The sequence below is a fragment of the Legionella sp. JM-2024 genome (assembly GCF_055389095.1).
The window spans coordinates 2,622,931-2,649,506 of sequence record NZ_AP039388.1; the positions used below are offsets into that span (position 1 = coordinate 2,622,931).

Genomic DNA, 26,576 nt, shown 5'->3' on the forward strand with positions numbered 1-26,576 from the left:
GGACAAGCTTTATGGAATATAAAAGGCATTACCCTGCCTTTTATATCGAACTCACGTTACTTACCAAATTTGTTCGCAAATAGTTGAACCTCTAAAACCGAGGCCAAGCTGGTTAACGAAGAGGTAAAATGCCTGGAAAGATATTTTAAATCCTTTTTCTTGTCATGATTTCCTTGTAATTCATGCAATAACATCGTTCTATAAGAATGTGGATGAGTATTACCATTCTTGGGGTTATTTAAATAATGAACCAATGCTTCTTTCGCTTCATTATAATCCTTTATTTTAGAAAAAGTACTATTGAAATGATTAGCCCGAACCCGACCGGTTTCGCCATGTCGATGGAAGAAAGAAAACCAGATACTTTTACTGTAAGTAGTATAATCAAGAGTAGCATTTGCAACAATTCGCTTTAATTGTTCCAATTTCTTCAAATCTTCACTTACCACCTGTTTTCTATGTTGTGCACCATCATTACCACTGGATTTTTTACCCTCTCCCTTTTTGTTGCCATGAAATGTAGAGGGAACGTCAGTTCGAGTGGTTATAGAATCTGTGACCAATTTTTTTCTTGGAGAATGATCTTCAACCTTCTGCCCACTTTTGTTTTTAGATCTGCTGAAAACAGAAGGCTCTGTTATCACCTTAGCCGATTTGGTAATCGGATCCTTGCCTACCTCCAGTTTTTCAGGTTGGGCGTGCTTTCTACTTAATTGATTACCCTCTTCTTTTTTCTTGCTATGGGACTTGGATGGGACATCAGTTCGATGGGGTATAGAATCGATATCCAATTTTTTTCCAGAGGAATGGTTTTCAACTTGCTGCCCACTCTCCTTTTTAGATCTGCTTAAGTGAGAAGGACCTGTTAACATCATATCCGGCATTAATTTCGCTTTAGTAACCTGAGTTGTCCAATGAGTATTATCCATATTAATTAATGTAACCGAATGCTGCATTGGTATATCTACAAACTCTTGAATTGGATTATCATTGCGTAGGACATGAAGATTAACCTCAAAAGCTTCAGCTAAATAGTCCAAATCCAAATGCGTTCCCCAGAAAAAATCCTGAGTCATATTATTCATTGCAGTAATGACAGGTGAATCTATCCTTGGTTCTGTTGCTCTGGTGATAAGAGTAGGATCTGCTGTTTCTCCATATAATAAATTTAAAAAGAGGGGAACTAATACATCATTTTCATGTCCAGGATGTACAGTGGAACGATCAATTTTTGCTATTTCATCCAGTATAGCGATAGAACCAGCAAACGGATTAAAACGAGGATCGGTATCAAGAGGATCTCCATAATACAAAGCTGCAAAATTAACGAAATTACTGTTACCTGTTAAGTCATTATAATTGCCATTTCTGAAAGTACAGACATTTCTTAACTCATCTATTTGATAGTGATAAGCAATTATCCTTAATGAACTTTGTAACTGATCTAATAATTGTTTATTGGGATTTTCAAGATTAAGTTTCAGAATAGCGTCGTACTGGCCAGCGATTGAACTATCAAGTCTAATCCAGCGATCAAACATGGCCCTACTATTATAGCTTGCTTCTTCCTGGATAATATTCGCCAAACCTATAGCAAAAGCATAAAAAGCACAATTACCAAGGCCTGGATTATCAATTATTTTTTCTCTTAACAACACATCACGTTGTCTTGGTAAACTCCTTCGTTGGTCAGTTGGAGCAACAACAGGCTTCTCATCACGATGAGATTCCATAGATATCGTTTTTACTGGAGCAGAAACTTGTTTATCACCACGATAAGATTCCAAAGACGTCATCTTTATCTGCTGAGGTCTGGAATTAAGGTGGCGATTACTGTCTTCCTCATTGCAAAATACATTCCAATGTTCTTCTTTATTCTCCAACCTGATTTTGACCTTTTTATCAGTCGTATTGTCCACTCCATTCTCAACCAAGGTTATAGATAAAGCGTCAGCCATCCTTTTTAATTCATCGCAACTGTAACCTCTTTGAAAAGCAAGCGGATCTATGCTAATTTTTTTATTTAAATCAGACAGTAATTCCTTGGCATGCTCTGCTAAAAATCTTTTTACATTCTCACGAGTCAGCTCTAATTGATAGGCTTTGAGAATTTCCCGTAATGATGCCAACAAAGGAGTCCTGTCTTTTTTTAAGTCCAGATTTTCCAACTTCGGAAAAAGAGCATCACCAAAATCCCCTACATTCTGTAGCTGAAACCAGGCTTGCCCATTCTCAATATTTGCTTTATTTTTCCACACCAAATTAGTCAATTCATTCAGAATTTCTTCATCCAGACGATGCTGATAACGCTGATTTAAATTAAATAATACAGGCGCTAAAATCAGCTCAATATCCCGGGTATTATTGTAGTAGGCAAGCCATTCTTTTAAAGTCTTCCAACTTTTGGGCTTAAATTGCGGATGATGCTTGGCAAATTCATCAAGTAAAGCGAGATAACCAGGAGTATCCAATTGTGAGTCCAACCGACCACTTAAGATCTCAATACTTAGCCCGATAGATACTGCATTAAATAGGCAAGCACCATCTCCAGTAGCCTCAATTGTCTTCGTCATTACTAATCCTCAACACTATTGGTATTTAAATAAAAATGTGCATATATTATACTTTAAGTTTTGTATATGATCAAACTAATGGACTTCACTCTCAGGTCAGGATTATGGATGGAACCTAGGCAATATTGTTTTCTCATTCTGCTTTTAAAAAATTGATTATCCACTGAGCAATAATTGAGTCATCCTCATGTAATTCCAGTGATTTCATACCATTTATAAATTCTATTTCGTTAACAGTATCTTCACGACTTACCATCAAATCTCGGGAATACGGTTTAGTAAATTCAGGGTGCCCCTGTACACTGAAAAAATGCGACCCAATTTGCATCATGTAATTTGGGCAAAAATCACTGCCTGCCAATATCTCAGCTCCCTTTGGTAACTCGACTACCTGATCTTGATGGCTAACGAGCAGATTAAACTCGTTTAGTGAAGGATTCATCCATTCTTTAAATTGAAAAATGTGATTTTGTGACATTCCTACTCCCCAACCCTTAGGCGATTTGATCACTTTTCCACCCAAAGCTTTGGCAATTAATTGATGTCCAAAACAAATACCAATCAATTTCTTTTGGGTAATATGCAAAGTACGAACAAACTCTTCAAGCCGCCTTATCCAGGAATAATCATCATTAACTCCATGTCGACTTCCTGAAATCAGATAAGCATCTACCTCATGGATATCAGTTGGCAATTCCCCATGTTCTGCATCAAATACAGTAAATTCAAGGGTAGAATCAGCAGGGCGCAAGAGATTTGCGAACATCTCTGGATATTGACCATGATTCTCGACAAAAACTGCACTAACCTTATCACAAAGCAAAATACCAAGATTCATTTAACTCACCTAATTAATTATCACAAAATTCTTGTTGCATGGATTAAGTATAGCCTTACCCTAACCCAGGATTACCAACTGGTTTTCTACCTACAAGATTGCCTGATTCCTGTAATTATTATTTTGAAATCATTGCCCACTGATGGCTTTGTTCAAAAGCTCTTTATATTGATCCTGGGTAAATACAATAGGATTGGACGCTGCCGCAGCATCCTCAGTAGCCATTTTGGCCAATCTGTCTATCTGAGAATGATCGATACCCAACTGACTTAAAGTATTTTCAATTCCTAATTCTAACCTCATCTGCTCTATCCAATCCAAAAATCCATCAAACCCATTAGGTATCGATAAATAATTTGCTAATCTCTCAACTTTATTTTCAATTTCGCTTCGATTCGCTAATAAGATATAAGGCATTAAAATAGCATTAAGTCTCCCATGATGAACGTCATATATAGCACCTAATGGATGAGCCAAAGCATGCATAGCTCCCAAACCACGCTGAAATGCAGTAGCTCCCATTGCTGAAGCAACTAACATATGCGTTCTGGCTTCCAAATCCTTACCATCTTTATAAACTCTTATTAAATTATCTTTAATTAATCTTATTCCTTCCAAAGCAATACTTTCCGCCATAGGATGATAATAAGAGGCGCAGAAAGCTTCCAGGCAATGGGAGAGGGCATCCATACCAGTAGCTGCTGTAAGTGCCTGTGGAAGTCCGACTGTTAACTCAGGATCCAGAATAACCATTGCAGGTAACATATTCGGATGAAAAATAATTTTTTTAACTTGCTTTGTGGTATCAGTGATCACAGAGGCACGCCCGACTTCTGAGCCAGTTCCCGCCGTTGTTGGAATAGCGACAACCGGAGCCATAGTGGAAACATTGACCCTGGTCCAGTTATCCCCTATATCCTCAAAATCCCATAAGGATCGATCCTGACCAACCATTAAAGCAATCGCTTTAGCAGCGTCCAATGCCGAACCGCCACCAAAGGCAATTACTCCATCATGGTGACCAACTTTGAAAGCGCGAACACCATCCATCACATTCTCGCCAGTAGGATTTGTTTTAATTTGACAGAACAAGCCCATTCGTAAATCGGCTGACTGACCTTGTTGTATGATTTTACCAACCATTAATGATACTGCTAGCCCAGGATCAGTCACTAACAGAGGGGCATTAATACCTAACTCACGACACACTTTAGTTAACTCGTTCACTCGTCCTGCCCCAACCCTGATGCGAGTTGGATAATTCCAATTGGCAATTAACAATGGCTTCTTCATCTGAGATCTTCCTTTAATCTGAAAAATAAAATTATAACGTACTGTAAGTGTCTTCTGCACTGAAGCTTAAGTCTTTTTAGATCAGCCATTTTTCCAAACTCTACTGCGGCAAGAGATTATTCCGTCGATACGATGCTCAAATCCTCATGTATAGTGTACACTCCTGTTCTGAGCTCCGTTTCTCTTCACACTTCCCTTACCTCAGAGAGTTTGGAATGAAATCTATTCAATTTTGGATTTTAGGACTCAATTTGGGTTCTTATATGAAATGATTTAGGACGAGTCAGATAATCATAACCTATGGTAGATAAGGTACAACCTCTGCCTGAATTTTTTATACCTGTCCAGGCCAAAGCTGGATCAAGATAATCACAACGATTGATAAAAAAAGTCCCTGTTTGCAATCGCTCGCCAATAGCGATCCCTTGATTTATATCCTGAGTGAATACCACTGCAGTTAATCCATAATCACTGTCATTCATCCATTGGATTGCTTCTTCATCATTATTAACCGACATGATGCCTACGACTGGACCAAAAGTTTCCTCAGTCATAATTCGCATATTATGATTAACACCAGTTAATATTTGTGGTGCCAGATAAGGTGTGCCTGGCCTGTCCATTTCAAAATCCTGAGTATTTATATGAGCAATTGCCCCTTGGTCTATCGCTTCTTTAATTTGCCCTCTAACAAAATCAGCTGATACAGTGCGAATCAAGGGACCTAAAGTTGTTTCCGGGTTGTCTGGTCTTCCTAATTTGTATTGTTTAACTAAATTGATGGCTTTGCTAACGAATTCTTCATACACATCTCTGTGCACATAAATCCTTTCTATACCACAACATGATTGACCAGAATTAAAAAAAGCCCCGTCTATGGCAGTTGCTACTGCATGATCCAAATCTGAATCAGCTCTGACATAAGCTGGATCTTTTCCACCTAATTCCAAATTTACTGGAATAAAACGCCCTGCAGCAACCTGTTCTATTCTTTCACCACCAGTTACTGAACCAGTGAAAGCAATGGAATTAACCACTGGTGATCTCATGACTTGTTCTGTACCCTCATGAGTCAAATGCAAGTATTGAAAAACACCTGGTGGTAAACAAGCTTTTCTGAATGCCTGATCTAAACGCTCTGCTACTAATGGAGTCTGAGCAGAATGTTTCAAAATCACAACATTACCAGCCATTAGAGCTGGAATAATAGTATTGACCGCCGTAAGGAATGGGTAATTCCAGGGAGCGATCACTAGAACAACACCAAGAGGTTCACGTTTTATATACCTTATAAAACCCTCTTTTTCAGGTAATTCCAAGGTAGCCAAAGAAGATTCAGCCTCCGCTACCATATACTTTGCCCTTTCTTCAAATCCATTAATTTCGCCCTGGGCATATCGAATAGGTCTCCCGATTTGCCAACAAATTTCTTCCGCTATGGCTTCTTTATTGGCAACTATCTCATTCACAGCAGCCAAACAATACTCCTGCCGTTCAGCCAAAGAAGACAGAGGCCATAATTTTTTTGCTGTTTGTGCTTTGTCTAAAGTCTGTCTTATCTCTTCTTGATTGGCATATTCCCTTTCAACATAGAGAGAATTGTCTATAGGAGAATAGGTTTTTAAGGTAATAATCATTTTTAATCCATAAGTTTTCTAAAAAATTGGTACTGGGTTCTGTTGTCATGTCACTGGATCGGGTCAAAAAACTTGATTTTCGAACGCCGCAGTGGGGCATACCTGGAAGCATGTGAGCAACGGATCACAGAAAATCAAAGCTTTTCGGCTAAGATAGCAAAAATGTCAACGGAGTCTAAATCAGGACTTACGAAAAACTCCAAGGTCGAGGCAAAAAAGATTTTTAATGAGGAAGTAGTTTAGACAAACTAAATGACCGAATTAAAAACTTTTTAAACGAAGAGATTGGGGTTTTTCGTAAGTCCTACTAAATAATTTCAAAATACCTATCCAGCTCCCAATCTGTAATATGTTTTCTAAATTCCCTTTCTTCCCATTCTCTTGAAGCAGCAAAATGTTCAACAAACTCTTGACCAAACAAGTCATAGGCAGCACTGGAATTTCTCAAACTTTGAGCTGATTCCCATAAGGTGCAAGGCAATGCCAATTCCGGACTATGATTTTGTTCATATGAATTACCTTTCACTTCTGCTTCTGGCTCTAATTCGTTCTCAATTCCATATAATCCAGATCCTATAGCGGCAGCCAAGGCCAGGTAAGGATTGGCATCAGCTGAACCTAATCGATATTCAATACGCTGAGACTTATCATTGCCTGGAATGACCCGCAAAGCGGTAGTACGGTTTTCAACACCCCACGTAGCATCTGTTGGTGCCCAATAACCAGGAATTAATCTTGAATAACTATTAACAGTCGGTGATAACATCGCCAGTAATTCAGGCATCAGCTTTTGTTGTCCTGCTAAAAAATGACGCTGAATCTTACTCATATTATATGGTTTACCTGATTCATAAAAAGCTGAACTACCACCATCTCTGTCTCTTAGAGAAAGATGAATATGCCCACTTTGCCCTGGATAGTTCCCTGACCACTTGGCCATAAAAGTTGCCATTTTATTATTTCTCTGAGCAAGAATTTTCATAAATGTTTTAAATAATGCCGCTTTGTCCCCTGCTGCCTCTGCGTTATCGACTGCTATCGCTGCTTCAATAACTCCGGGGCCTGTTTCAGTGTGTAGACCCTCAATAGCAAAATCCATTTTTTCTGCCATATTGAGGATTTGGTGATAAAACTCCGCATGAACTGTGTTACGAATAATTGAATAACCAAAATTATCAGGAGTTATAGGCTTCAAGTTACGAAACCCTTTAGCACGAACACTATCAGGAGTTTCATCAAAAACAAAAAACTCATACTCCAATGCAGCATAAACCTCATACCCCATCCCAGCTGCTTTATTTATGACACGACGCAAAGTACCCCGCGGACAAATTGTTTCAGCCTGCTGTGAAAATTCAGCCATAAATAACAATTGATTGTCTTCAAACACTATCTCACGACAGGTTGAGGGAATAACTCGAACTGAGGCATCAGGGTAACCAGTATGCCAACCAGTATATTTCACATTATCATAAAGTTTGTCTTTCGAATCCCATCCTAAAATCACATCACAAAAAGCAAAGCCATTTTCCAAAGCTGAAAAAAATTTTTCGCGACTCATATACTTACCGAGCATGACGCCATCGATATCAAAAAGGCCAACTTTAACATGGGTAAGCTGCCTTTCTTCAACAATTCGCTTCGCATCCTCAATGGTAATAACTTCTCTAGGGTTTAACATGACACGTCCTTATGTAGAAGTGTAAACAAAGGTTATCGTAGATTCAATAATCGTCTTGGCCAGGCTCGAACTGCTATTTTATGCTTCATTACAACTTGTAATGCATTGGGACAATAACCCATTTTGAATCCAGTTTTTTAAATAAGATGCCGCTTTCATTCCAACCTCTTCAGCTGGAATCCACTGACATAAACCCTCACAAACAGCTCCAAAGGATAATCCCCGGATCATGGAATCCAAAGCCCAAGCTTCTTCTTCTGACAAACTATAATATTGAATAATATAATCCTGATCCCGCCATAACACCCAGCCCGTAGCAATTGGACTATCATTCAATTCAGGAACATCCTGGTTATTGACCAAAGTTTGCCATAATGGAAAAACATTCCAATAACAATTGAGTTTTTGGACTGAAGAGTGAAGAACAAAGCGCATTTCAGCCCACGATTCAGGAGGTACTGTAGCCATTTCCTCTACCTTGACTACCAAATCATCGGCTGCATCAAAGGCCAGGGTCATTTTCCATTCCAATTCAGCAAGCTCTGACAAATAACAGCAAGACTTGGCGTAATACCTTTTTATAAATTCTGCCAAACAATCACCATACCATCGGATTGATCGATAAGTAGATGAGTATGCTTCAATATAGCTGGTACTTAATTTTTCAAATTCCTCCGTACCTAAATAAGCATGCAAGGCCGGATAATTTGCGGTTAAACATTCAATCAATCTCAATCGATAACCGTCTTTATAAATAGCCAAACGAGTTTCAGATGAAACTGACTCTGTTGGTACGATGGATTCTTTAATATTCGATTGCCCTGAATAGATGAATTCCTGAAATTGATTTTGCAAGCTCAAAAGAGGATTCATATCGCTACCCGTTCTTTCAATGCTTGCTGAGCAAGACGTCTTGCGTGATTAATCTCTGCTAAAAGCTCGTCAAACTCAGGCATATTATCATCACGTTCAATCATAGTGGATACTGGACCAAATCTCTGTATGGTTGCTTCATAAAGAGTCCAAACTGGTTCAATGACAGGGGCATTATGAGTATCTATGATGTAATCACCATGATTCGTGTGTCCCGCCAAATGAATTTGTGCTACTTTCCCAACAGGCATGGAATTAATATAATCCATTGGATTAAAACCATGATTAAAAGAACTGACATAAATATTGTTCACATCCAGCAACAAATAACAATCGGATTGTTTCACTATCTCCTGAATAAAATCCCATTCGGACATTTCTGACTGTTTATAAGTAAGGTAACTCGATACATTTTCAATCAAAAGCGGTCGTTGGAGAAAATCTTGTATTTGATGGATACGTGACACAATGTGTTTAATTGCTTGAGTTGTATAGGGCACTGGCAATAAATCGTGGATATTTAATCCGTGTATACCAGTCCAACATAAATGATCAGAGATCCAGGCCGGCTGAACACGAAAAGCCAATTCCTTTACCTGCTTTAAATAATCCCAGTCCAAGGGGTCAGTACTGCCAAGCGAAAGAGAAACACCGTGCATGACAATTGGATAATGCTCACGAATTCTATCCAGATAATAGAGAGGCTTACCTCCGGGAATTAAATAATTTTCAGTTAGTATCTCAAACCAATCCAAATCAGGTTTATTTATCAAAATCTCTTCGTAATAATTTGGCCTTAATCCCAAACCAAAACCTAAATAAGGCAATTTCTGTGTGCGTTTATTTTGGAATACTTCCATATTAGACCTAAAAAATAATGCGAACCAGACATGAACGACATGTCTGGTAAGATACCACTAGAGTACTTCTTATTACTCAACAACAGTACCGCCTTGTTTGTCGCAATCATCTTTAGACAGTTCAAGAATACCTTTGCCTTTACAAGTGTTTTGACCTTTGCAGGCATTGTCAGCTGATTTGCAACTGCCTTGTCCTTTACAAGCATTAACACCTTTACAGTGAACAGTAGCAGAAGTGGTGTCAACTGCAAATGCTGGAGCCAAAGCAAACATAGAAGCAGCACCAACAGCAAGTACAGCACCAGTTAATTGTAATTTATTCATCGCAATTCCCTTTTAAATTTAATAAAAATGATTATAGATCAGGCAAATACCAACAATTTTGCCATTAGCATTTTAGAAACTAGTTATCCTAAAAGTCAAGCTTGTCCAATCAACTAAATAATTATTTTTTCAAGTACTTATAATTAACCTAAATTTACTTTTTCAAGATAATTCGGTATCTTGCAAGTCCACCCTAATTCCGTTTCAATATGATTTTTCAAACCTAATGCACCCTGCGGCTCACCATGAGTGATAAAAACCTCTTTTGGTGCTTTGTTAAAATGTTTTAACCAAATTAGTATTTCCTCATAATCAGCATGGGCTGAAGCATTAGTTAACATTTCTACCTGAGCTCTTACTGGATAATCATCACCATGGATTTTAACGGTAGGCTCACGATTTAACATTTTTTCACCTCTTGTACCTGCCGCTTGGAATCCAGTCAAGAGGATGGTGCTGGCAGGATCAGGGGCATAAACCTTCAAATGGTGCAAAATTCTACCGCCAGTCATCATGCCGCTCGCTGAAATAATAATTTTAGATTCATGATCCCAATCAACTGCCATTGATTCATCTGCCGTATGAACATAGGTTGCAATCTGACATACAGCCTGACACTCCTCTGCGCTCAAACGGTGTTCACTATAGTGTTTTAATAATAATTCTGTCGCATCGATGGCCATAGGACTATCAAGATAAATCGGGATATCAGGAATTAATTTTTTTTGTTTTAAAAGATATAGATAATATAAAATAGTCTGCGCTCTACCTACAGCAAAAGCAGGAATTAATACAGTTCCTCCCCGTTGACAAGTGGTATTTACTATCTTGGCTATAAAATCCAAAGGGTCTGTTTTATCATGTAAACGATCACCATAAGTTGATTCAATAATTAAATAATCGGTGGATTTCATTATCTCCGAGGGTTTCATTACAGGGTCCTTGAATCGCCCAATATCCCCGCTAAACAATATTTTCATAGACTTTGATTGAAACTGAATAAACGCTGATCCCAGTATATGACCTGCCCTGTGCCAACTAATTTCGAAATCATCCATCAAAGGGTAGGGAGTGTCATAGTCTACTGATTCAAAATACTTTAAGGAGTTACTAGCATCTTCTTGAGTATACAAAGGTAACGCTGGATGATGTTTACTATATCCATACTTATTGGCCCTTTTGGCGTCTTCTTCATGTAAGAAACCACTATCGGGTAACAAGATGGAGCATAAATCAACAGTCGCTGCTGTCGCATAAATACGCCCCTTAAACCCCTGTTTCACTAATAATGGTAAATAACCACTGTGATCAATATGAGCATGAGTTAAAACAACAGCATCTATAGATGCCGGAGAAATTGGCAGAGGCTCCCAATTTCTTAACCTCAATTCTTTTAAACCTTGGAAAAGACCACAATCTACTAAAATCCTCTTATTATTTGATTCTAATAAATATTTAGAACCCGTAACTGTACCTGTAGCGCCTAAAAAGGACAATTTCATAATAATCCCTTGCTGTATATCATTTGAATTAATGTGAGTTCGATATAATAAAGGCAAAGAAATTCCTTTATCGCTAAACGAACGTTACCCCGTATAGCTTGTCCCCAGCGAAAGCGGAGATGAGTGGTATTGATACGAGATCCCCTCCAAAATAACCCAGTTTGCTATCAAAAAATAGCATCATTTTTTGATAGCAAACTTACATTGAATTACTGTAATGAATAAAGAGCGTATTGCCAATTCATTTTTAAACCAAGCAGAGCTCAGTAAATATCAAGAATGTAAAACGTGTAAGTCTCTTCTATCAGGTTCTCACGAATTCGGTCCAGACGTTTTTATAAAGCTATTTTTTAAATTTTTGATCCACTTGGCTCTATTCTCGTTACTCATGTCGGATTTTTTGATTGCATAGTGGATAATATAAATTCCCTCTTTGCCTTTAATGATTTTCAGAATTTCGTCTTGTTGAAGATTAGCAGGCTCCAGGACTTTAAATTCAAAAATGAGTAAATCTGATTGGTCTTCTATAGTGTTGACTGTGTATTTTACCCCAGATTTATCTAGATTATACAAAAATTGATTACCAAACTGAGCCGGTGTAATGTCTTTTAAACCTGGTATAAACTGAGTTGTAATTAACTCTTTCCAGTTATTGATATTATCTCCAACAGGAATATACTCAACCGTCACTATCTTCTCTGTTTTCTTTCCCCAAGCAACTTTCCACGGTCTATTATCAAAATGAACTGTTTGTTTCTCATAGGTGATAACTTGTGGAGCTACTGAAGAATTATCTAAAGGAACTTCACTACAATAGAGATCTCCTTTGTAAGTTACAAATGCCACACACCTGGAATTATTTTCTTTATTTACTTTAATTAACCCATCAGGAAGAGAAGAGTTATCTGATTCAGCATAACAAGCAACAGCGCTAAATAACCCAAAACATAAGCCAATGAAATAGTTCATATTCTTATCAAATTGGTGTATATAATTTAATTGTAGACCTTTGAATCCTGTAAACACAATTTACGTTAAACAAACTGGTATATAATTATATATATAGATCTGATAAGGAGATTTCCATGAGTGGATGCAAAATTAGTCCTGTTGGACTGGGTCTTTCATTAGGAGTTCTCTGGGGCTTGTCTTTATTAATTATGGGATTGGTGGCTTATTTTTACACCTATGGCAGGCCTTTTGTTGAAGCAATTGCAACATTATACCTTGGCTATGAACCTTCTATAATGGGTAGTGTCATTGGAGGGGTCATTGGTTTTATTGATGCCTTCATCACAGGGTTTCTGATAGCGTGGCTTTATAATTGCTTTAGTTGTTGCTCTTGTTGCGGTAACAAGGAAAGTAAAAAAGAAAAATAGAGGGATACGAGTATTCCTGAGGACAAGAAACCTCTTGCATAACCTATAGATTATGCAAGAGTTCTAATGACTTGAATCCAATATCATTGATAGAGAATTCAAAATGTGTCGCAAGAAACCATAATTTATGGGCGAACAATAATGTGATTCTCAACCGATTGAACACCTTGGACCTGACGAGCGATTTGTTCCGCGACGTCACTCTGGCGAATTTTTTTCACATATCCGCTTAATATGACTATGTTTTGATTTGTTTCAACATGAATTTGATTTATCACAGGATCATTGCTTTCCATTAATGAATCTTTCACCGACTGAGCCAAAGTCATTCCTGATGGATAAGAGGGACCGAACAAATTACCTACCGTATTGGTTTGACAACCCGCTGTTAGAAGAATAAGAATTACAATAATTGCACTTGATAAATATTTTAGCATCGCAATCTCCAGTATAGAGTGGATTTATTTCTACTAAACAAAAAAACCAAATGATAGCACAACTTACCTCATTTCTATAGTAAAGTTATTAATAGAATGCTGCTATACTACTTTTTATAAATCAAACACCTACAGGAAGTAAGGTATGAGTAGAACCAATAAAAAAAGCATTAATAAATCTAATGAAACACCTGAATCCTCAAAAAAAGAAGTTGTAAGTCCAATAGAACAAACACCAGCCACTGAAGAATCAGACCCAATTTTTAGATTTATTGATAAATTGTACCAAGCCAGTTTGGGGAAGCTAACAGCAGGTATAAGTCCTGCCGCACTGGGTACAGCTTATTATTCCTGGTTTGCTCAACTACTTCAGTCACCTGGCTCAATATTAAGATTGGCCTATTATCCTCTTTTACATGCTAATGATTATATTTCTAACCTTTTCAAATATGAAAAACCTAGTGATGGCAAAGACGTGCGGTTTCATACAGAAAACTGGAGTTATTATCCCTGGCGGCTTTGGGCTGAACAATTTCTCCAACTTGAAGATTGGTGTTTACAAGCCTCCAGTAAAGTTCCGGGTATACCACTTCATGTCAAAAGAACTGTGACCTTTTCCACAAGACAAATTCTTGATGCTGTATCACCCTCTAATTTTGTTTTTACTAATCCAGACTTGCTTCAGGAAACCATACGCTCGAATGGGCAAAATTTAATTCGTGGAACCGAACTCGCTATCCAGGATTTTGTCGAAAAAATAACGGGTTCACCCCCAGCCGGAGTTGAGAATTTTGTTCCAGGAAAACAAGTAGCCATAACAAAAGGAAAAGTTGTTTACAGCAATCATTTAATCGAATTAATTCAATACGCTCCACAAACAGAAAAAGTATATAAAGAACCTATCTTAATCATTCCAGCCTGGATTATGAAATATTATATTTTGGATTTGTTACCAGAAAACTCTTTAGTAAGCTGGTTAACCAGCCAAGGACATACCGTATTTATAGTCTCTTGGCGTAACCCCACTAAAGAGGACAGAAATCTTGGTATGGATGATTATTATAGGCTAGGTGCTATAGATGCTATAAATGCTGTTTGTATGGCAATTCCACATACCAAAATCCATTTAATGGGTTATTGTCTTGGAGGCACACTGGCTATCTTAACAGCAGCGGCTATGGCACATGATCATGATAATCGCATTAAAACCTTATCTCTACTTGCTGCTCAAGGTGATTTTATTGATGCTGGTGAATTATTACTCTTTATAACCAAAAGTGAAGTGTCCTTTTTAAAAAGCATGATGTGGGAACAAGGATATTTGGATACGAAACAAATGTCTGGAACATTTCAAATGCTTCGTTCCTATGATTTGATTTGGTCCAAAATGGTTCAGGATTATATGCATGGGACTCAAAGAGGGATGATCCCCCTGCTAGCCTGGAATGCAGACGCAACTCGTATGCCATACAAAATGCATAGCGAATACCTCGAAAGATTATTTCTTAATAATGATTTTGCAGAAGGCCGATTTACCTTGGAAGGAAAACCTGTTGTAGGAGAAAATATTAGACTACCTGCTTTTGTCGTTAGCACAGAAAAGGATCACGTGGCACCATGGAAATCGGTATACAAAACTCATTTATTAATTAATTCCGATATTACCTTTGTCTTGACTAATGGCGGACATAACGCAGGAATAGTAAGTGAACCTGGGCATGAAGGACGATATTATCGTATTCGGGAAAGAAAATTAGATTCCACCTATCTTGATCCCACAAACTGGTTAAAAAAGGCGGAATTAAAGACCGGATCCTGGTGGACTGCCTGGCATGATTGGTTAGTAAGTCATTCCTCTAAAAGACTGGTGTCCCCGCGCCAACTTGATAAAAATCTCCCCAATGCTCCTGGAAAATACGTGCTACAAAAATAAAGGAATAAATAATGAGTAATGAATTTCTTGAAAATGTCACATTTAAAGAACTGACATTAGGCCATCAAGCCAGCCTAAATCGTACATTAACTCAAGATGATATTAATTTATTTGCTGCCATGTCAGGAGATGTTAATCCTTCTCATGTGGATCCCAAATTTGCTAAAAGCGATGTATTTCATGAGGTAGTTGGACATGGAATGTGGTCTGGGGCTCTGATTTCAACATTACTAGGTACTGTGCTCCCCGGCCCTGGAACTATCTATCTGGAACAGGATATCCAATTTGTAACTCCCGTTCGTATTGGAGATAATGTCACAATTTCTATTGTTGTCCGTAAAAAGCATCCCAGTAAACCTATTGTTCATTTTGACTGCAAGGGAGTTAATCAAAAGGGAGAAACAGTGATTAAAGGTCTTGCCAAAGTCATTGCCCCCACTAAAAAAATGAAAGTACCACGAACTGTTTTACCTCTGGTACAAATCCATCACAATGATCACTTTAATAAAATAATTGAAGCCTGTCGTGATTTACCACCTATAAAAACGGCCGTTGTTCATCCAGTCACTGCTAATGTCCTGGAAGCCGTTTATGATTCAGTTAATGCTGGTTTAATTATGCCTGTCTTGATAGGTCCAATTGAAAAAATCAAATGTGCCGCGAATGAAGCTAAAATTGATTTATCCAAATGGGAAATCATTGATACAGAGCACAGCGATGCTGCAGCGGTTAAAGCGGTAGAGTTAGCCGCATCAGGGAAAGTTGACTCCATCATGAAAGGAGCACTCCATACTGATGAGCTCATGTCTGCAGTCGTACCTGCCACCTCTGGATTAAGAACAAAATACCGCATCAGCCATGCCTATGTGATGGATGTTCCAACTTATCATAAACCACTAATGATTACTGATGCCGCCATCAATATAGCACCCAACGCTGCTGATAAAGCAGACATATGTCAAAATGCTATCAATCTCTGGCGAATTTTATATGGCGAGGAAACCAAACCCAAGGTAGCCATCCTCGCAGCAGTTGAGATGGTCAATCCTAAAATGCAAGCAACAGTAGATGCCGCTGTGTTATGTAAAATGGCAGATCGAGGTCAAATTGTTGATGGGATACTGGATGGCCCTCTAGCCTTTGATAATGCCATTAATAAACAAGCGACCAAGGAAAAAAATATTATTTCTCCAGTAGCTGGTGATGCCGATATTTTGTTGGTGCCTGAAATTGAATCTGGAAATATGCTATCCAAGCAACTCACTTTCCTTGGGCATGCTGATGCCGCTGGAATAGTCCTCGGTGCAAGAGTGCCTATTATTCTAGCCAGTAGAGCTGATTCGTTAAGAACACGATTATTATCTTGTGCCGTAGCAACTAAAATATCAGCTGCCCGAAAAGAAGGTAAAATCAAATGAGGCATTCTGCACTATTAATCATTAACACTGGCTCCTCAAGTATTAAATTTCAAGTGTTCTCTAATACTGAGCACCTTGAACTTCTTGCCAAAGGAAAAATCACTAACTTAGAATCAATACCAAGCTTTTATGCCATCAATGAAATTTTAGAACAAGAAAGAACATCAATCACTCTGGAGAAACAAATTTCTCATGAACAAGCCCTTCATCTTATCCTTGACTGGATTAGTCAGCAACAGCAAAACTGGGAAATTAATGCTGCCGCACATCGTGTTGTTCATGGGGGGGAATTTTTCACTGGGAGTGTTTTGATTACTCCCCAAATAATAGATCAATTAGAAACACTGAACTCTCTGGCACCATTACATCAACCTCACAATTTAGCAGCCATAAAAATCATTGCCCGGCTCAAGCCCGATCTACCTCAAATAGCTTGTTTTGATACCGCCTTTCACGCGCGGCACACTCCTTTATTTACCACCTATGCTCTGCCAGAGTATTTAAGACAACAAGGAATTAGACGCTATGGATTTCATGGACTGTCCTATGAATGGATATTACATGTTCTCAAAAAAGAGTATCCTGATTTAGCAGACAGTAGAATCATTACTGCTCATTTGGGAAATGGTGCCAGCTTATGTGCGATGCATAAAGGCATCAGTATCGATACTACCATGGGTTTGACAGCACTTGATGGGTTACCAATGGGAACTCGTTGTGGCAGTTTAGATCCCGGGGCTATCATTTACATGATAAGAGAGCTGAATCTTACACCGCATAAGGTAGAGGAAATACTTTATAATGAATCGGGCTTGCTTGGTTTATCAGGACAAACAAATAATGTGAAAGAATTACAAACCAACCTCGATAAAAATGCCCAATTTTCTTTGGAATATTTCTGTCTGAAGACAGCTCAATTTATTGGAATGATGACCATTTCACTAGGTGGAGTAGATGGTATTGTATTCACTGGTGGAATAGGGGAAAATTCAGAATTGGTCAGAGTGAATATCCTAAACAGGATACAATGCCTACAGCCCTTTTCTGTCATTGTGATTCCTGCAAACGAAGAAAAGATGATGGCAATACATGCCTTGGCAGCCCTCAGGGAGTAAAAGTGATTTCACTGGAACAGGCAATGAGTGTAAAAAATGGATAAAGACTATTATAAAATAATGGGGGTTAATCAGGATGCTTCCGAAAAGGACATCAAAATGGCCTATCGAAAGTTAGCACGCAAATATCATCCCGATATCAGTAAGGAACCCAATGCTGAGGAACGGTTTAAAGAAATGGGGGAAGCTTACGAAGTACTAAAAGACCCTAAAAAAAGAGCAGAATACGATCAATATTTGAAATATAAAGAATTCAATCCCAAAAGCCATGGATTTACTGGCCAAAGACCACAGGAACAACCATTTCAGGAATTTCATTTTGACAGTGATTTTTTTGAAACTTTATTTGGACACTCACGTTACCAACAACAGCCAATAACCGGTCAGAATTACCATGGCAATATCACTATTAGTTTGGAAGAGGCTTTCCAGGGTGCCGTCAAGAATTTACAAGTGCCCGTAGACCAGGGACCAGAAACTAAAATACAAACTCTGAAAGTTAAAATACCTGCTGGAGTCAAATCAGGTCAACAAATTCGGTTGGCTGGACAGGGGGGCAGTGGAACTGGAGGAGGTCAGCGCGGCGATCTTTATTTAACAGTCGAAGTGATGAAACACCCTGTATTTGATGTCATGGAGAATGATATTTACCTGACACTCCCAATTACTCCTTGGGAAGCTGCTTTAGGAACCACTCTTGTAGTACCTACCTTGGCAGGAAAAATCGATCTGAAAATACCACCTGGTTCTCAAGGTGGACAAAAACTCAGAATCAAAAACCGGGGATTACCCGGACCTAATCCGGGAAATCAATACGTATTATTAAAAATTATTACACCTCCGGCACAAACAGAAGAAGCAAAAGCCCTATATAAAAAAATGGCAGAAGTAATGCCCTACAATCCTCGCAAGACAATGGGAGTATAAGCGTGAGCAAAGACAATCTTTTAATAGGCGTGCTTATTGACGAAACAACAACTATTTCTTTTATTGAGGTATGTCAAAAATACAATATTCCTGAAGAATTATTTATTGAAATGATCGAACAGGGTTTGTTTCCAAATCAACCTTCTGATCCTCAAAAAGTTGCTTTAGGTCAAAAAGAGTTGCACCGTCTGGAATCTGCCTTTCGCTTGCATAGAGATTTAGGCATTAATCCTCCAGGAGTAGCCTTAGCCCTTGATTTACTAGAAGAAATTGAGCAAATGCGCCATGAACTTGAAATCTTACGTAAGCATTTTTAAATAGACTTCTTTCCAAACGCGCTGCAATGAGGGAAACGCGAGGAGAAACGGAGCACAGAACCAAAGTAAATGTTAGTACAAGAGGATTCGATCACCCTAACGATAAAACAATTTCCTGCTGCAGTAGAGTTTGGAAAGCAGTCTAATATCAGGAATCCTTGGGACGATAGTCAGGTATCTCTTTAGGGTGATACCCTTTAATTGTCCTAAAAAACTCAATAATGTATTGAAAATCCTCTTTTATATCTCCAGATGGCCAGAAAGGTTGATGAATTCTGATTTCTTTAGTTGAATAATCAGGACCAACCATCACAATAGGAATACCTGCTTGGCAGGCAATATGATAAAACCCCTCTTTCCACCTGCTCACAGGACTTCGTGTCCCTTCAGGAGCCAACCCTAACCTTAACTCATCTCTTTGGCGAAACAATTCCACAATCTTTTCTACAATGTTCCCTTTTTTAGAACGGTCAACAGGAGTTCCTCCAACAGCACGCAAAAAACTACTTAAAGGAAAAAAGAACAATTGATGTTTGGCCAGGAAATTGATTTTAACACCAACAACGAAGCGAGCACACAGGCAAATGACAAAATCCCAATTACTGGTATGAGGCGCAACAATCACAATATATTTTTTTTCATTCGGTAATTCACCAACTATCTTCCAACCTATTAATTTAAAAATCAAACGACATAGTTTCTGCATGACAAAAATCCATTTTTGTTTTTATCAGTATAAACAATTTATGATTAATTTTGATATCCTTTATCTAGGGTAAAATCTTATATTGATAAAATCCAGAGTACCATATGATTTGTAGCAAACTGAATTCAATAAAATATACACAACTAAGATATATACAAAACATATTGTGCTTATAAATGTTTGACTAAAGCTCAACCTACAAAATCCAGATTAGATTTCAAAGGTGTCCTCCAATAGGCACTTAATTAATATTCCATATTAAATTCTCAATCGCTATTCGGTTAAATATCCTGAGAATACAAGCTATCGTTTTAAATTTTATTTGGTTAATTATTCCATTTTGTATACTGTTCATGCTGGTTACTGACAGTTATTATACATCCGCTTCCTTACGGGCGCGGCTCGGTTTTGCTCCATTATAATCCGAGCCGCGCCCGTAAGAAAGCGGATGTAGCTAGCACAAAGAATAAACCATTAGGGAGCTCTATTTTTAAACACGGTCTGTAAACGATTATGTCAAAATAGCCATGGGCATCTGTAGCACATTGTTATTTCAAATTATCTATGTAAAATACCCATTTTTTAAACCAGCCATCCTATGTTATATCATGATCCCTTGATTTCTGAACACACCACGAACTGGATAAGATCATTCATTATTGAATATTCTATTTGCCCTTTTGCAAAAGGGCCGGTAAATAAAGGCTCATTAAGAATAATAAGCTCTGACGCCAGAAAACAAAAACAAGCCTTTGCCGATTTAATCACTGAAATTCAACTACTGGATAAAAACCCGGTTATTGAAACAACTCTGGTGGTTTTTGCTCATTCTTTTAAAAATTTTTTTTCCTACCTGGATTTTATAAATGATGCAGAACAATTCATTCATGGTTTAGGGTACGAAGGAATTTACCAATTAGCCACTTTTCACCCAGATTATTATTTTGCTGATACTCCAACAAATGATGTTTCTAATTATACCAATCGTTCCCCCTATCCCATGATCCATTTATTAAGGGAAGGCAGCTTGGATAAAGCCATTACTGCTTATGGGGATACCTATGCAATACCAGAAAAAAATATAAAAACACTGAAGGATCTGGGTTTAGAAAAAATAAAGAATTTACTAAATTCCATTAATATTTCATAATTCATTTTTATAAATAACACCATCTTTCATAATGAATTTAAGGTTTTCCTTCGGATTTAGCATAACCTTTAAATTAGCTAAAGGATTTCCATCTACTACTAACAAATCCGCATACGCTCCTTCTGCTATCACACCAATCTTTCCTTCTTGCATCAATAATTCAGCATTTATTGAAGTGGCTGAGCGAATGATATTGACAGCTGAATCGAGTTCTAATCGTATTTCAAGCTCTCTTAGTTGTTCCTTCTGTGCCTCAGGTCCCCACAGGTCAGTTCCCAAAGCAATGGGAATCTTATATTTTCTCGCATATTCGTAAACCTTTTTACCTTTTTCAATAGTTGTTTTTAAATTATCTACAATAAATTTGGACAGCTTAGTCTGTTTTGCGCTTTCAATTCTTTGAACTAATGAAATAAAAGTTGGGTCGTAAAAGACATTATTTTCTGACATGATCTCGACTGTAGATTCACTGATAAAATTAGCATGCTCAATGGAACGTACCCCTGATTTAACGCATTTTTTTACTGCTTCATCACTATAAGCATGAGCCATCACATAAGTGTTTCTTGCACACGCTTCCTCAACAATAGCCGATAACTCTTCCTCAGAATACTCATACAGTGTTGGATTATTCAGAGAAGGGAAAACAACCCCACCTGAAGCGAATACTTTTAGCTGCGATGCGCCTTTCCTTAACTCTTCTCGAGCAGCCCGCCTCACTTCATCGACCCCATCCGCAATCACTGACATAGTCGAAAAAGAATTAATATGCCCACAAGGATCAGTCAATTCATTCGGTTTTCTAAAGTCAGCTCCACCGCCCGTTTGTGTCAATGCCTTCCCTGAATAAAATAATCGAGGACCAACAATACTCTTGTTATCCAGTAATTGCGCTATTCGAAAATCAGCCCCTCCGGCTTCCCTTAATGTTGTAAAGCCATAAAACAAGCTATTTTTCAGATAATTAGCAGCAGCAAAGAATATTTCGGATTCTGAATAAAAACTATTTTTAGGACTTAGGGTCAATCCGGTAATATGGGCATGGGCATCAATTAACCCAGGCATTAATGTTTTTCCTTTGACATCGACAATCGGCATCCCGTCAAGAGGCTGTAGTGGTGCCTGCGACACCCTGTAAATCAAATTATCTTGTATAAGAACATAAAAATTCTTGTGAAGTTCACTGCTGTCTTTTAAGAGGATGTTAGCATTTTTAAAAAGAATCTGATTCATTTTAAGCTCAAAACGATTAATTTAATTAACTATATTTATAGTCTATTTTTATAATCTTTCGATTCGAGTTATTACATTAGCACATCTCAACCTGACCTCTGATTACCAATAGATGGGCTTTTTCCAAAGGCATTAAAAGAACCTCTGGAAATTCCCCACAATATTAAAATTATGTACTACTATTTATCATATAGGACTCATTATCAGGTGCATCATGAATACACAAGATCCAGCACTAAGTCTTTCCAATCCAAGGATGTTGGCAGCAATATATTTTGGCTTATTATCTGTGGTGGGTACCATACTGATAAATGCTTTTCTCACTTCTATCGGACTTGAAGAAATTATACCTGTATATCAATCAGTAATTCTGGGGATGATTGTAGCTTCCTGTACAGGGGCTATATTTGGCGAAGCTATCGTTCATTGCAAAAAACCCTATAAAGCAAAAACATTTTGGTTAGGATTCAGCATGGTCATTGCATCCTTGCCTGTTTTTGATCTGGGTATTGTTTTTCTGATGACAGAAGAAAATGCGAAAATATTTGAAGTCACCACCCTGACTAGCATGGTCATATTCTATCTGGTTGTTCTGGCCTACAGTTATGTGCTGTTTGGAATTCTTCTGGCCGTTGCATCTGGACTTGCAGCTATGTATTTGAGGGGACAATTGGTATACGATATCTTGCATACCAAAACTCGACGTCAACATAAACAAAAGCATGCATTGGAACAAAGTAAATCAGAAGAACACAGCCATAAAGTTCACCGATGAACTAAAATCATCAGGTGACATTTATAATCTATTGTCTCAAGGAGCAGTCGTAATCACTCCTAACAATAGATTAAGTGGCGCTGTTCTTAAGGGTTATTATGCTTATTGCGCAAGAAAAACCGTTATCAAACCTAACTGTTTACCTTTTAATGCGTTTCTTGTTAAATCTTATGAGCAACTAAAATTCCAAAAACCAGAACTCCAACATCCAATACTATTCAATTCGGCACAATGCCAACATTTATGGAGGAAACTGATAAAATCCCACCCCACTATTATTTATACAGAAGGCTTGCTCAAAGCAATAATAGAAGCGTGGGAATACTGTGAGCAATGGCAAATTGCCTCTGAAACTTCTGCTTTTCAATACACCCAACAAACACAACAATTTCAACAATGGCGACGATCTTTTAACAAACAGCTCAAAGAAATTTCTGCCATCCATGAGCATCAATTAATTCCTTATTGGATTGATATGAACTATCAGGGATTTGCCAAAATCATTGTTTGGATGTGCTTTGACGATTTTAATCCTCAACAACTAACCCTCCAGCATTACTTAAACACCCAGGGAGTTACCCAATACTATTATGATTTAAGAGAAAACCAGACCACTCCAACAGTTTTTTCCGCTAAGGATAAAAAAGAAGAATATCAACAATTGTTAGCTTGGTTAGAGAAAAAAATTCAACTAGGGAAAAAGAAAATCGGAGTTGTTATCCCTAATCTGGGGCAAGAATCACGAATTCTGCAACGAGTGTTATTCAATCATTTTGAACCAGATTTGTTTAATATTTCTTTAGGTCAGCCATTAAGTGCCTTTCACTTAATCTCGCATGCTTACACCTGGCTCAGCCTTGATAACAATCTCTTAAATAATCACCAAGCCAACTTATTACTCCAATCACCTTATATTGGCAAAGCAAAAGAAGAATTTATTCAACGATCACAGTACTTACAAGAAAGCAAATTATTGCAGAACAACTTCTTTTCTGCAAAATTACTTATAGAAGACATGAGACATAACATCCCAAAACTTGCTGAGTTGTTAAAGAATATAGAGTCATATCCGGAAAAAGCCACAATAGGTGAGTGGATTGATTTATTTCAAGAACGCTTGACTGTCCTGGGTTTCCCCGGAGATTACGCTTTAGATTCAGAAAATTACCAATGCTTTAATCGCTTTATGATGATCTTTGATGAATTCAGACAATTAGGTTTAATAAGCAGCCAATTATCTAAAACAGAAGCCCTGGATGCTTTAAAATTACTTCTGGAAAACACCATCTTCCAAGCACAAAAAAACAATTCACCAATTCAAATTTCTGGGTTGTTAGAAGCATCCGGCTGTGAATTTGACAGCCTTTGGGTCATGGGATTAACTGATCAATGTTTACCTCAAAAAACACGTTTGTCACCCTTTATCCCTTTGCAATTACAACGTGAACTTTGCATGCCACACAGTATTCCTTCCAGAGAACTCCAATTTGCTGAACAAATTTTACAAAGATTACAGCGAGGCAGCCTGGAAACTGTTTTTAGTTACTCTCAATTCGAGGACGATACTCCTAATTTACCATGTTCCTTAATCACTCATTATGCTGATTACAGTGCCCAGCCCATTCATGATGAAACAAAGTTTCAAACCTGTTTGGTTGATCTTGAAGAAACCTATAAAGTACCTGTAGGATCTGATGAATCCGTTTCTGGCGGTACCAGCTTACTCGGCAATCAGGCCAAATGCCCTTTTAAAGCATTTGCACAACATAGACTTAAAGCCAACCCTGCCCTGACAACCACGGACGGAATAGATGACAGGGAAAAAGGTCAATTGATACATAAAGTCTTGGAGTTACTCTGGCAAACTTTAGAAAATCAAGAACAATTACTTAAGTTAAAACCGGATGAACTTGAGCAATATATTGATCAAGCAATTCAAAGTGCATTGAATCCTCTTAAGCAACTTAATATCCAAGCGCTCCCTGACTTAATTGCAAATGTTGAATACATAAGATTAAAACGAATTATCTTGTCATATCTGGAATGGGAGAAACAACGTCCTCCTTTTTCAATTGCAAGTTTGGAAGAAAATCATTCGATAAATTTAGCAGGGCTTGACTTTAAAGTTAGAGTAGACCGGTTGGATCAAGTAGGGAATAAAAAATGGGTCATAGACTACAAAAGCACTCTCCCTACTAGTAAACCATGGAATGAAGAGCGCCCCATGGAACCTCAATTGTTACTTTATGCTTTACTTAATGAACAAATTAACGTCTTGTTATTAATTCAATTAAAAACAGGCAAAATAAAACTCAGTGGTTTTAGCGAAGAAAAATTGGAAAGCAAAGAAATTAATACTTTAAAAGAGAACGAAACCTGGGAAGATTATAGACAAACCTGGTTAGAACAATTAACGAATTTAGCTGAAGAAATAAAGTCAGGCCATTGCCCACCGCACCCTCAAAGTCTGGCCATTTGTCAACAATGTGATTTTCAGAATTTATGCCGCTTTCAGGCGAAACAATAGACTGCTTGCCAAACTCGCTGAAGTGATGGAAGTGCAAAAAGAAACGGAGCGCAGAACTGGAGGGTGTACCTTAGTATATGAAGATTCGAGCACCGTATCGACAAAGCAATTTCCCACTCAGTTGAGTTGGAAAGAAGTAAAAAAACTAGTTTTAATCACCGGAAATACTTATGCATCATTTAATTCTTGGTTACGGCTATTGTGGTTATTATCTGGCTCAAGAACTACTTGCACGTCAACAGAAGGTTACCGCAGTATCACGGGAATTAAAAAAAGAATTGGAATTACCAAAATTAGACCATGTACTACATGATCTCCAATACCCTTTTCAATGGAACGACACTAACTCGATTATCTACTACTTAATCCCACCACCACCTCAGGGTACCCGAGATGTTTTTTTAAACCAGTTTTTAAATCAAAGTTCATTCAATGCAAAAAAAATTATTTATTTTGGTTCAAGTGGTGTGTATGGAGACCATCAAGGAGCATGGATTGATGAATCATCAACTTGCATTATTGATTCTCCACGCCAACAAAGACGATTGGATGCTGAGCAGCAATGGTTAATCTATTGCAATCAACACAATATCGAACTCTCCTTATTACGTATTGCGGGCATCTACGGACCAAACAGACTTCCCATCGGTGCGGCTATATCAAGAACTCCAGTAATTAGTCCTGTTGAAGCCCCTTTTACTAATCATATTTTTGTCAAAGATTTGGCTTGCATCGCTTATCTACTTGGCCGAGTACAAACGCCATTGATAATCTATAATATTGCTGATGGCAACCCAATGCGGATGGGAGAATTACAACAAACTGTCGCAAAAACATTAGAGATAGAACTCGCTCCCTATGAATCATTCGCTCAGGCATGGGAAAAAGCAAGCCCTATGAAAAGAGAATTTATGCGAGCATCCAAACGACTCAAACTGGATCGATTAAAAACCATATTAGGGAAAAATATAGAATTGACACAATTATATGATGCCATAAAACAAAGTTTATAATTTTCTATAAATACTTCTCCCTATACAGAGCAATGTTATAATCTAGATTGATTTAATTTATAATT

Annotated in this window: 23 protein-coding genes; 10 read left to right on the forward strand and 13 right to left on the reverse strand. The window is 37.9% G+C overall.

The window, feature by feature from the left end; genetic code table 11:
* Positions 1–56 precede the first annotated feature (56 nt).
* The 10 genes from ACZ5EK_RS11420 to ACZ5EK_RS11465 form a co-directional block, all read right to left on the reverse strand.
* Positions 57–2,573: a Dot/Icm T4SS effector Lem21 gene (locus tag ACZ5EK_RS11420; RefSeq protein ID WP_464429694.1), complete on the reverse strand. Its 2,517-nt coding sequence runs from the start codon at positions 2,571–2,573 to the stop codon at positions 57–59.
* Between the two features lie 133 nt (positions 2,574–2,706).
* Positions 2,707–3,411 (reverse strand): glutamine amidotransferase-related protein, encoded by a 705-nt coding sequence (locus ACZ5EK_RS11425; RefSeq protein ID WP_464424636.1) that lies wholly within the window; start codon positions 3,409–3,411, stop codon positions 2,707–2,709.
* Positions 3,412–3,540: 129 nt separating this feature from the next.
* Positions 3,541–4,704, reverse strand: a complete 1,164-nt coding sequence (locus tag ACZ5EK_RS11430) for an iron-containing alcohol dehydrogenase (protein ID WP_464429695.1) — start codon at positions 4,702–4,704, stop codon at positions 3,541–3,543.
* Between the two features lie 239 nt (positions 4,705–4,943).
* A complete protein-coding gene (locus ACZ5EK_RS11435; RefSeq protein WP_464429696.1) occupies positions 4,944–6,341 on the reverse strand; it encodes an aldehyde dehydrogenase family protein in 1,398 nt (465 codons plus the stop codon).
* 307 nt (positions 6,342–6,648) lie between these two features.
* On the reverse strand, positions 6,649–8,022 hold the full coding sequence (locus ACZ5EK_RS11440; RefSeq protein WP_464429698.1) for a glutamine synthetase family protein: 1,374 nt from the start codon (positions 8,020–8,022) through the stop codon (positions 6,649–6,651).
* Positions 8,023–8,100: 78 nt separating this feature from the next.
* Positions 8,101–8,895: an HvfC/BufC N-terminal domain-containing protein gene (locus tag ACZ5EK_RS11445; protein WP_464429699.1), complete on the reverse strand. Its 795-nt coding sequence runs from the start codon at positions 8,893–8,895 to the stop codon at positions 8,101–8,103.
* On the reverse strand, positions 8,892–9,755 hold the full coding sequence (gene bufB, locus ACZ5EK_RS11450) for an MNIO family bufferin maturase (RefSeq protein ID WP_464429700.1): 864 nt from the start codon (positions 9,753–9,755) through the stop codon (positions 8,892–8,894). The genes ACZ5EK_RS11445 and bufB overlap by 4 nt, the downstream gene beginning before the upstream one ends.
* A gap of 72 nt (positions 9,756–9,827) precedes the next feature.
* Positions 9,828–10,079 carry a BufA2 family periplasmic bufferin-type metallophore gene (gene bufA2, locus ACZ5EK_RS11455; RefSeq protein WP_464424644.1) on the reverse strand — a complete coding sequence of 84 codons (252 nt, stop codon included), beginning with the start codon at positions 10,077–10,079 and terminating at the stop codon, positions 9,828–9,830.
* Positions 10,080–10,222: 143 nt separating this feature from the next.
* Positions 10,223–11,581 (reverse strand): MBL fold metallo-hydrolase RNA specificity domain-containing protein, encoded by a 1,359-nt coding sequence (locus ACZ5EK_RS11460; protein WP_464429701.1) that lies wholly within the window; start codon positions 11,579–11,581, stop codon positions 10,223–10,225.
* A gap of 312 nt (positions 11,582–11,893) precedes the next feature.
* A complete protein-coding gene (locus tag ACZ5EK_RS11465; protein ID WP_464429702.1) occupies positions 11,894–12,550 on the reverse strand; it encodes a hypothetical protein in 657 nt (218 codons plus the stop codon).
* 116 nt (positions 12,551–12,666) lie between these two features.
* Here ACZ5EK_RS11465 and ACZ5EK_RS11470 point away from each other — a divergent pair, with 116 nt between their 5' ends.
* Positions 12,667–12,960: a bacteriophage holin gene (locus tag ACZ5EK_RS11470; RefSeq protein WP_464429703.1), complete on the forward strand. Its 294-nt coding sequence runs from the start codon at positions 12,667–12,669 to the stop codon at positions 12,958–12,960.
* A gap of 125 nt (positions 12,961–13,085) precedes the next feature.
* Here the strand turns inward: ACZ5EK_RS11470 and ACZ5EK_RS11475 are convergent, their stop codons facing one another.
* Positions 13,086–13,397, reverse strand: a complete 312-nt coding sequence (locus tag ACZ5EK_RS11475; RefSeq protein ID WP_464429704.1) for a BON domain-containing protein — start codon at positions 13,395–13,397, stop codon at positions 13,086–13,088.
* Between the two features lie 145 nt (positions 13,398–13,542).
* Between ACZ5EK_RS11475 and ACZ5EK_RS11480 the strand changes: the two genes are divergently transcribed.
* Genes ACZ5EK_RS11480 through ACZ5EK_RS11500 form a run of 5 tightly spaced genes read left to right on the forward strand, consistent with a single transcriptional unit; the run spans position 13,543 to position 19,107 of the window.
* Positions 13,543–15,330 (forward strand): PHA/PHB synthase family protein, encoded by a 1,788-nt coding sequence (locus ACZ5EK_RS11480; RefSeq protein ID WP_464429705.1) that lies wholly within the window; start codon positions 13,543–13,545, stop codon positions 15,328–15,330.
* Positions 15,331–15,341: 11 nt separating this feature from the next.
* Complete coding sequence (locus tag ACZ5EK_RS11485; protein ID WP_464429706.1) at positions 15,342–16,748, forward strand: bifunctional enoyl-CoA hydratase/phosphate acetyltransferase; 1,407 nt, start codon at positions 15,342–15,344, stop codon at positions 16,746–16,748.
* Positions 16,745–17,863, forward strand: coding sequence for an acetate/propionate family kinase (locus ACZ5EK_RS11490; RefSeq protein ID WP_464429708.1), 1,119 nt, complete (start codon positions 16,745–16,747; stop codon positions 17,861–17,863). Before ACZ5EK_RS11485 ends, ACZ5EK_RS11490 begins: the two co-directional genes overlap by 4 nt.
* A gap of 36 nt (positions 17,864–17,899) precedes the next feature.
* Complete coding sequence (locus ACZ5EK_RS11495) at positions 17,900–18,790, forward strand: DnaJ C-terminal domain-containing protein (RefSeq protein WP_464429709.1); 891 nt, start codon at positions 17,900–17,902, stop codon at positions 18,788–18,790.
* A 2-nt stretch (positions 18,791–18,792) separates the two neighbouring features.
* The gene (locus tag ACZ5EK_RS11500; RefSeq protein ID WP_464429710.1) at positions 18,793–19,107 is read left to right on the forward strand and encodes a chaperone modulator CbpM; all 315 of its coding nucleotides are present in this window, start codon (positions 18,793–18,795) and stop codon (positions 19,105–19,107) included.
* 148 nt (positions 19,108–19,255) lie between these two features.
* Here ACZ5EK_RS11500 and ACZ5EK_RS11505 read toward each other — a convergent pair whose 3' ends face one another.
* Positions 19,256–19,813 carry a lysophospholipid acyltransferase family protein gene (locus ACZ5EK_RS11505; protein ID WP_464429711.1) on the reverse strand — a complete coding sequence of 186 codons (558 nt, stop codon included), beginning with the start codon at positions 19,811–19,813 and terminating at the stop codon, positions 19,256–19,258.
* 598 nt (positions 19,814–20,411) lie between these two features.
* Between ACZ5EK_RS11505 and ACZ5EK_RS11510 the strand changes: the two genes are divergently transcribed.
* Positions 20,412–20,963 (forward strand): DUF1415 domain-containing protein, encoded by a 552-nt coding sequence (locus ACZ5EK_RS11510; RefSeq protein WP_464429712.1) that lies wholly within the window; start codon positions 20,412–20,414, stop codon positions 20,961–20,963.
* On the opposite strand, the gene ACZ5EK_RS11515 is transcribed toward ACZ5EK_RS11510, so the two are convergent.
* Positions 20,958–22,196 carry a metal-dependent hydrolase family protein gene (locus ACZ5EK_RS11515; RefSeq protein ID WP_464429713.1) on the reverse strand — a complete coding sequence of 413 codons (1,239 nt, stop codon included), beginning with the start codon at positions 22,194–22,196 and terminating at the stop codon, positions 20,958–20,960. The genes ACZ5EK_RS11510 and ACZ5EK_RS11515 overlap by 6 nt on opposite strands.
* A 214-nt stretch (positions 22,197–22,410) precedes the next feature.
* Between ACZ5EK_RS11515 and ACZ5EK_RS11520 the strand changes: the two genes are divergently transcribed.
* The 3 genes from ACZ5EK_RS11520 (at position 22,411) to ACZ5EK_RS11530 (ending at position 26,511) form a co-directional block, all read left to right on the forward strand.
* Positions 22,411–22,971: a hypothetical protein gene (locus tag ACZ5EK_RS11520; protein ID WP_464429714.1), complete on the forward strand. Its 561-nt coding sequence runs from the start codon at positions 22,411–22,413 to the stop codon at positions 22,969–22,971.
* On the forward strand, positions 22,919–25,498 hold the full coding sequence (locus ACZ5EK_RS11525) for a PD-(D/E)XK nuclease family protein (protein WP_464429715.1): 2,580 nt from the start codon (positions 22,919–22,921) through the stop codon (positions 25,496–25,498). The genes ACZ5EK_RS11520 and ACZ5EK_RS11525 overlap by 53 nt, the downstream gene beginning before the upstream one ends.
* Positions 25,499–25,668: 170 nt before the next feature.
* A complete protein-coding gene (locus ACZ5EK_RS11530; protein ID WP_464429717.1) occupies positions 25,669–26,511 on the forward strand; it encodes an SDR family oxidoreductase in 843 nt (280 codons plus the stop codon).
* The last annotated feature ends 65 nt before the right edge of the window (positions 26,512–26,576 follow it).

Coding starts and splice junctions, on each gene's coding strand:
- ACZ5EK_RS11530 (WP_464429717.1), top strand. CDS start 25,669: ATGCATCATTTAATTCTTGGTTACGGCTATTGTGGTTATTATCTGGCT.
- ACZ5EK_RS11430 (WP_464429695.1), bottom strand. CDS start 4,704: ATGAAGAAGCCATTGTTAATTGCCAATTGGAATTATCCAACTCGCATC.
- ACZ5EK_RS11470 (WP_464429703.1), top strand. CDS start 12,667: ATGAGTGGATGCAAAATTAGTCCTGTTGGACTGGGTCTTTCATTAGGA.
- ACZ5EK_RS11495 (WP_464429709.1), top strand. CDS start 17,900: ATGGATAAAGACTATTATAAAATAATGGGGGTTAATCAGGATGCTTCC.
- ACZ5EK_RS11465 (WP_464429702.1), bottom strand. CDS start 12,550: ATGAACTATTTCATTGGCTTATGTTTTGGGTTATTTAGCGCTGTTGCT.
- ACZ5EK_RS11460 (WP_464429701.1), bottom strand. CDS start 11,581: ATGAAATTGTCCTTTTTAGGCGCTACAGGTACAGTTACGGGTTCTAAA.
- ACZ5EK_RS11485 (WP_464429706.1), top strand. CDS start 15,342: ATGAGTAATGAATTTCTTGAAAATGTCACATTTAAAGAACTGACATTA.
- ACZ5EK_RS11515 (WP_464429713.1), bottom strand. CDS start 22,196: ATGAATCAGATTCTTTTTAAAAATGCTAACATCCTCTTAAAAGACAGC.
- ACZ5EK_RS11505 (WP_464429711.1), bottom strand. CDS start 19,813: ATGCAGAAACTATGTCGTTTGATTTTTAAATTAATAGGTTGGAAGATA.
- ACZ5EK_RS11525 (WP_464429715.1), top strand. CDS start 22,919: ATGCATTGGAACAAAGTAAATCAGAAGAACACAGCCATAAAGTTCACC.
- bufA2 (WP_464424644.1), bottom strand. CDS start 10,079: ATGAATAAATTACAATTAACTGGTGCTGTACTTGCTGTTGGTGCTGCT.
- ACZ5EK_RS11520 (WP_464429714.1), top strand. CDS start 22,411: ATGAATACACAAGATCCAGCACTAAGTCTTTCCAATCCAAGGATGTTG.
- ACZ5EK_RS11440 (WP_464429698.1), bottom strand. CDS start 8,022: ATGTTAAACCCTAGAGAAGTTATTACCATTGAGGATGCGAAGCGAATT.
- ACZ5EK_RS11445 (WP_464429699.1), bottom strand. CDS start 8,895: ATGAATCCTCTTTTGAGCTTGCAAAATCAATTTCAGGAATTCATCTAT.
- ACZ5EK_RS11425 (WP_464424636.1), bottom strand. CDS start 3,411: ATGAATCTTGGTATTTTGCTTTGTGATAAGGTTAGTGCAGTTTTTGTC.
- bufB (WP_464429700.1), bottom strand. CDS start 9,755: ATGGAAGTATTCCAAAATAAACGCACACAGAAATTGCCTTATTTAGGT.
- ACZ5EK_RS11435 (WP_464429696.1), bottom strand. CDS start 6,341: ATGATTATTACCTTAAAAACCTATTCTCCTATAGACAATTCTCTCTAT.
- ACZ5EK_RS11510 (WP_464429712.1), top strand. CDS start 20,412: ATGTTATATCATGATCCCTTGATTTCTGAACACACCACGAACTGGATA.
- ACZ5EK_RS11490 (WP_464429708.1), top strand. CDS start 16,745: ATGAGGCATTCTGCACTATTAATCATTAACACTGGCTCCTCAAGTATT.
- ACZ5EK_RS11420 (WP_464429694.1), bottom strand. CDS start 2,573: ATGACGAAGACAATTGAGGCTACTGGAGATGGTGCTTGCCTATTTAAT.
- ACZ5EK_RS11475 (WP_464429704.1), bottom strand. CDS start 13,397: ATGCTAAAATATTTATCAAGTGCAATTATTGTAATTCTTATTCTTCTA.
- ACZ5EK_RS11480 (WP_464429705.1), top strand. CDS start 13,543: ATGAGTAGAACCAATAAAAAAAGCATTAATAAATCTAATGAAACACCT.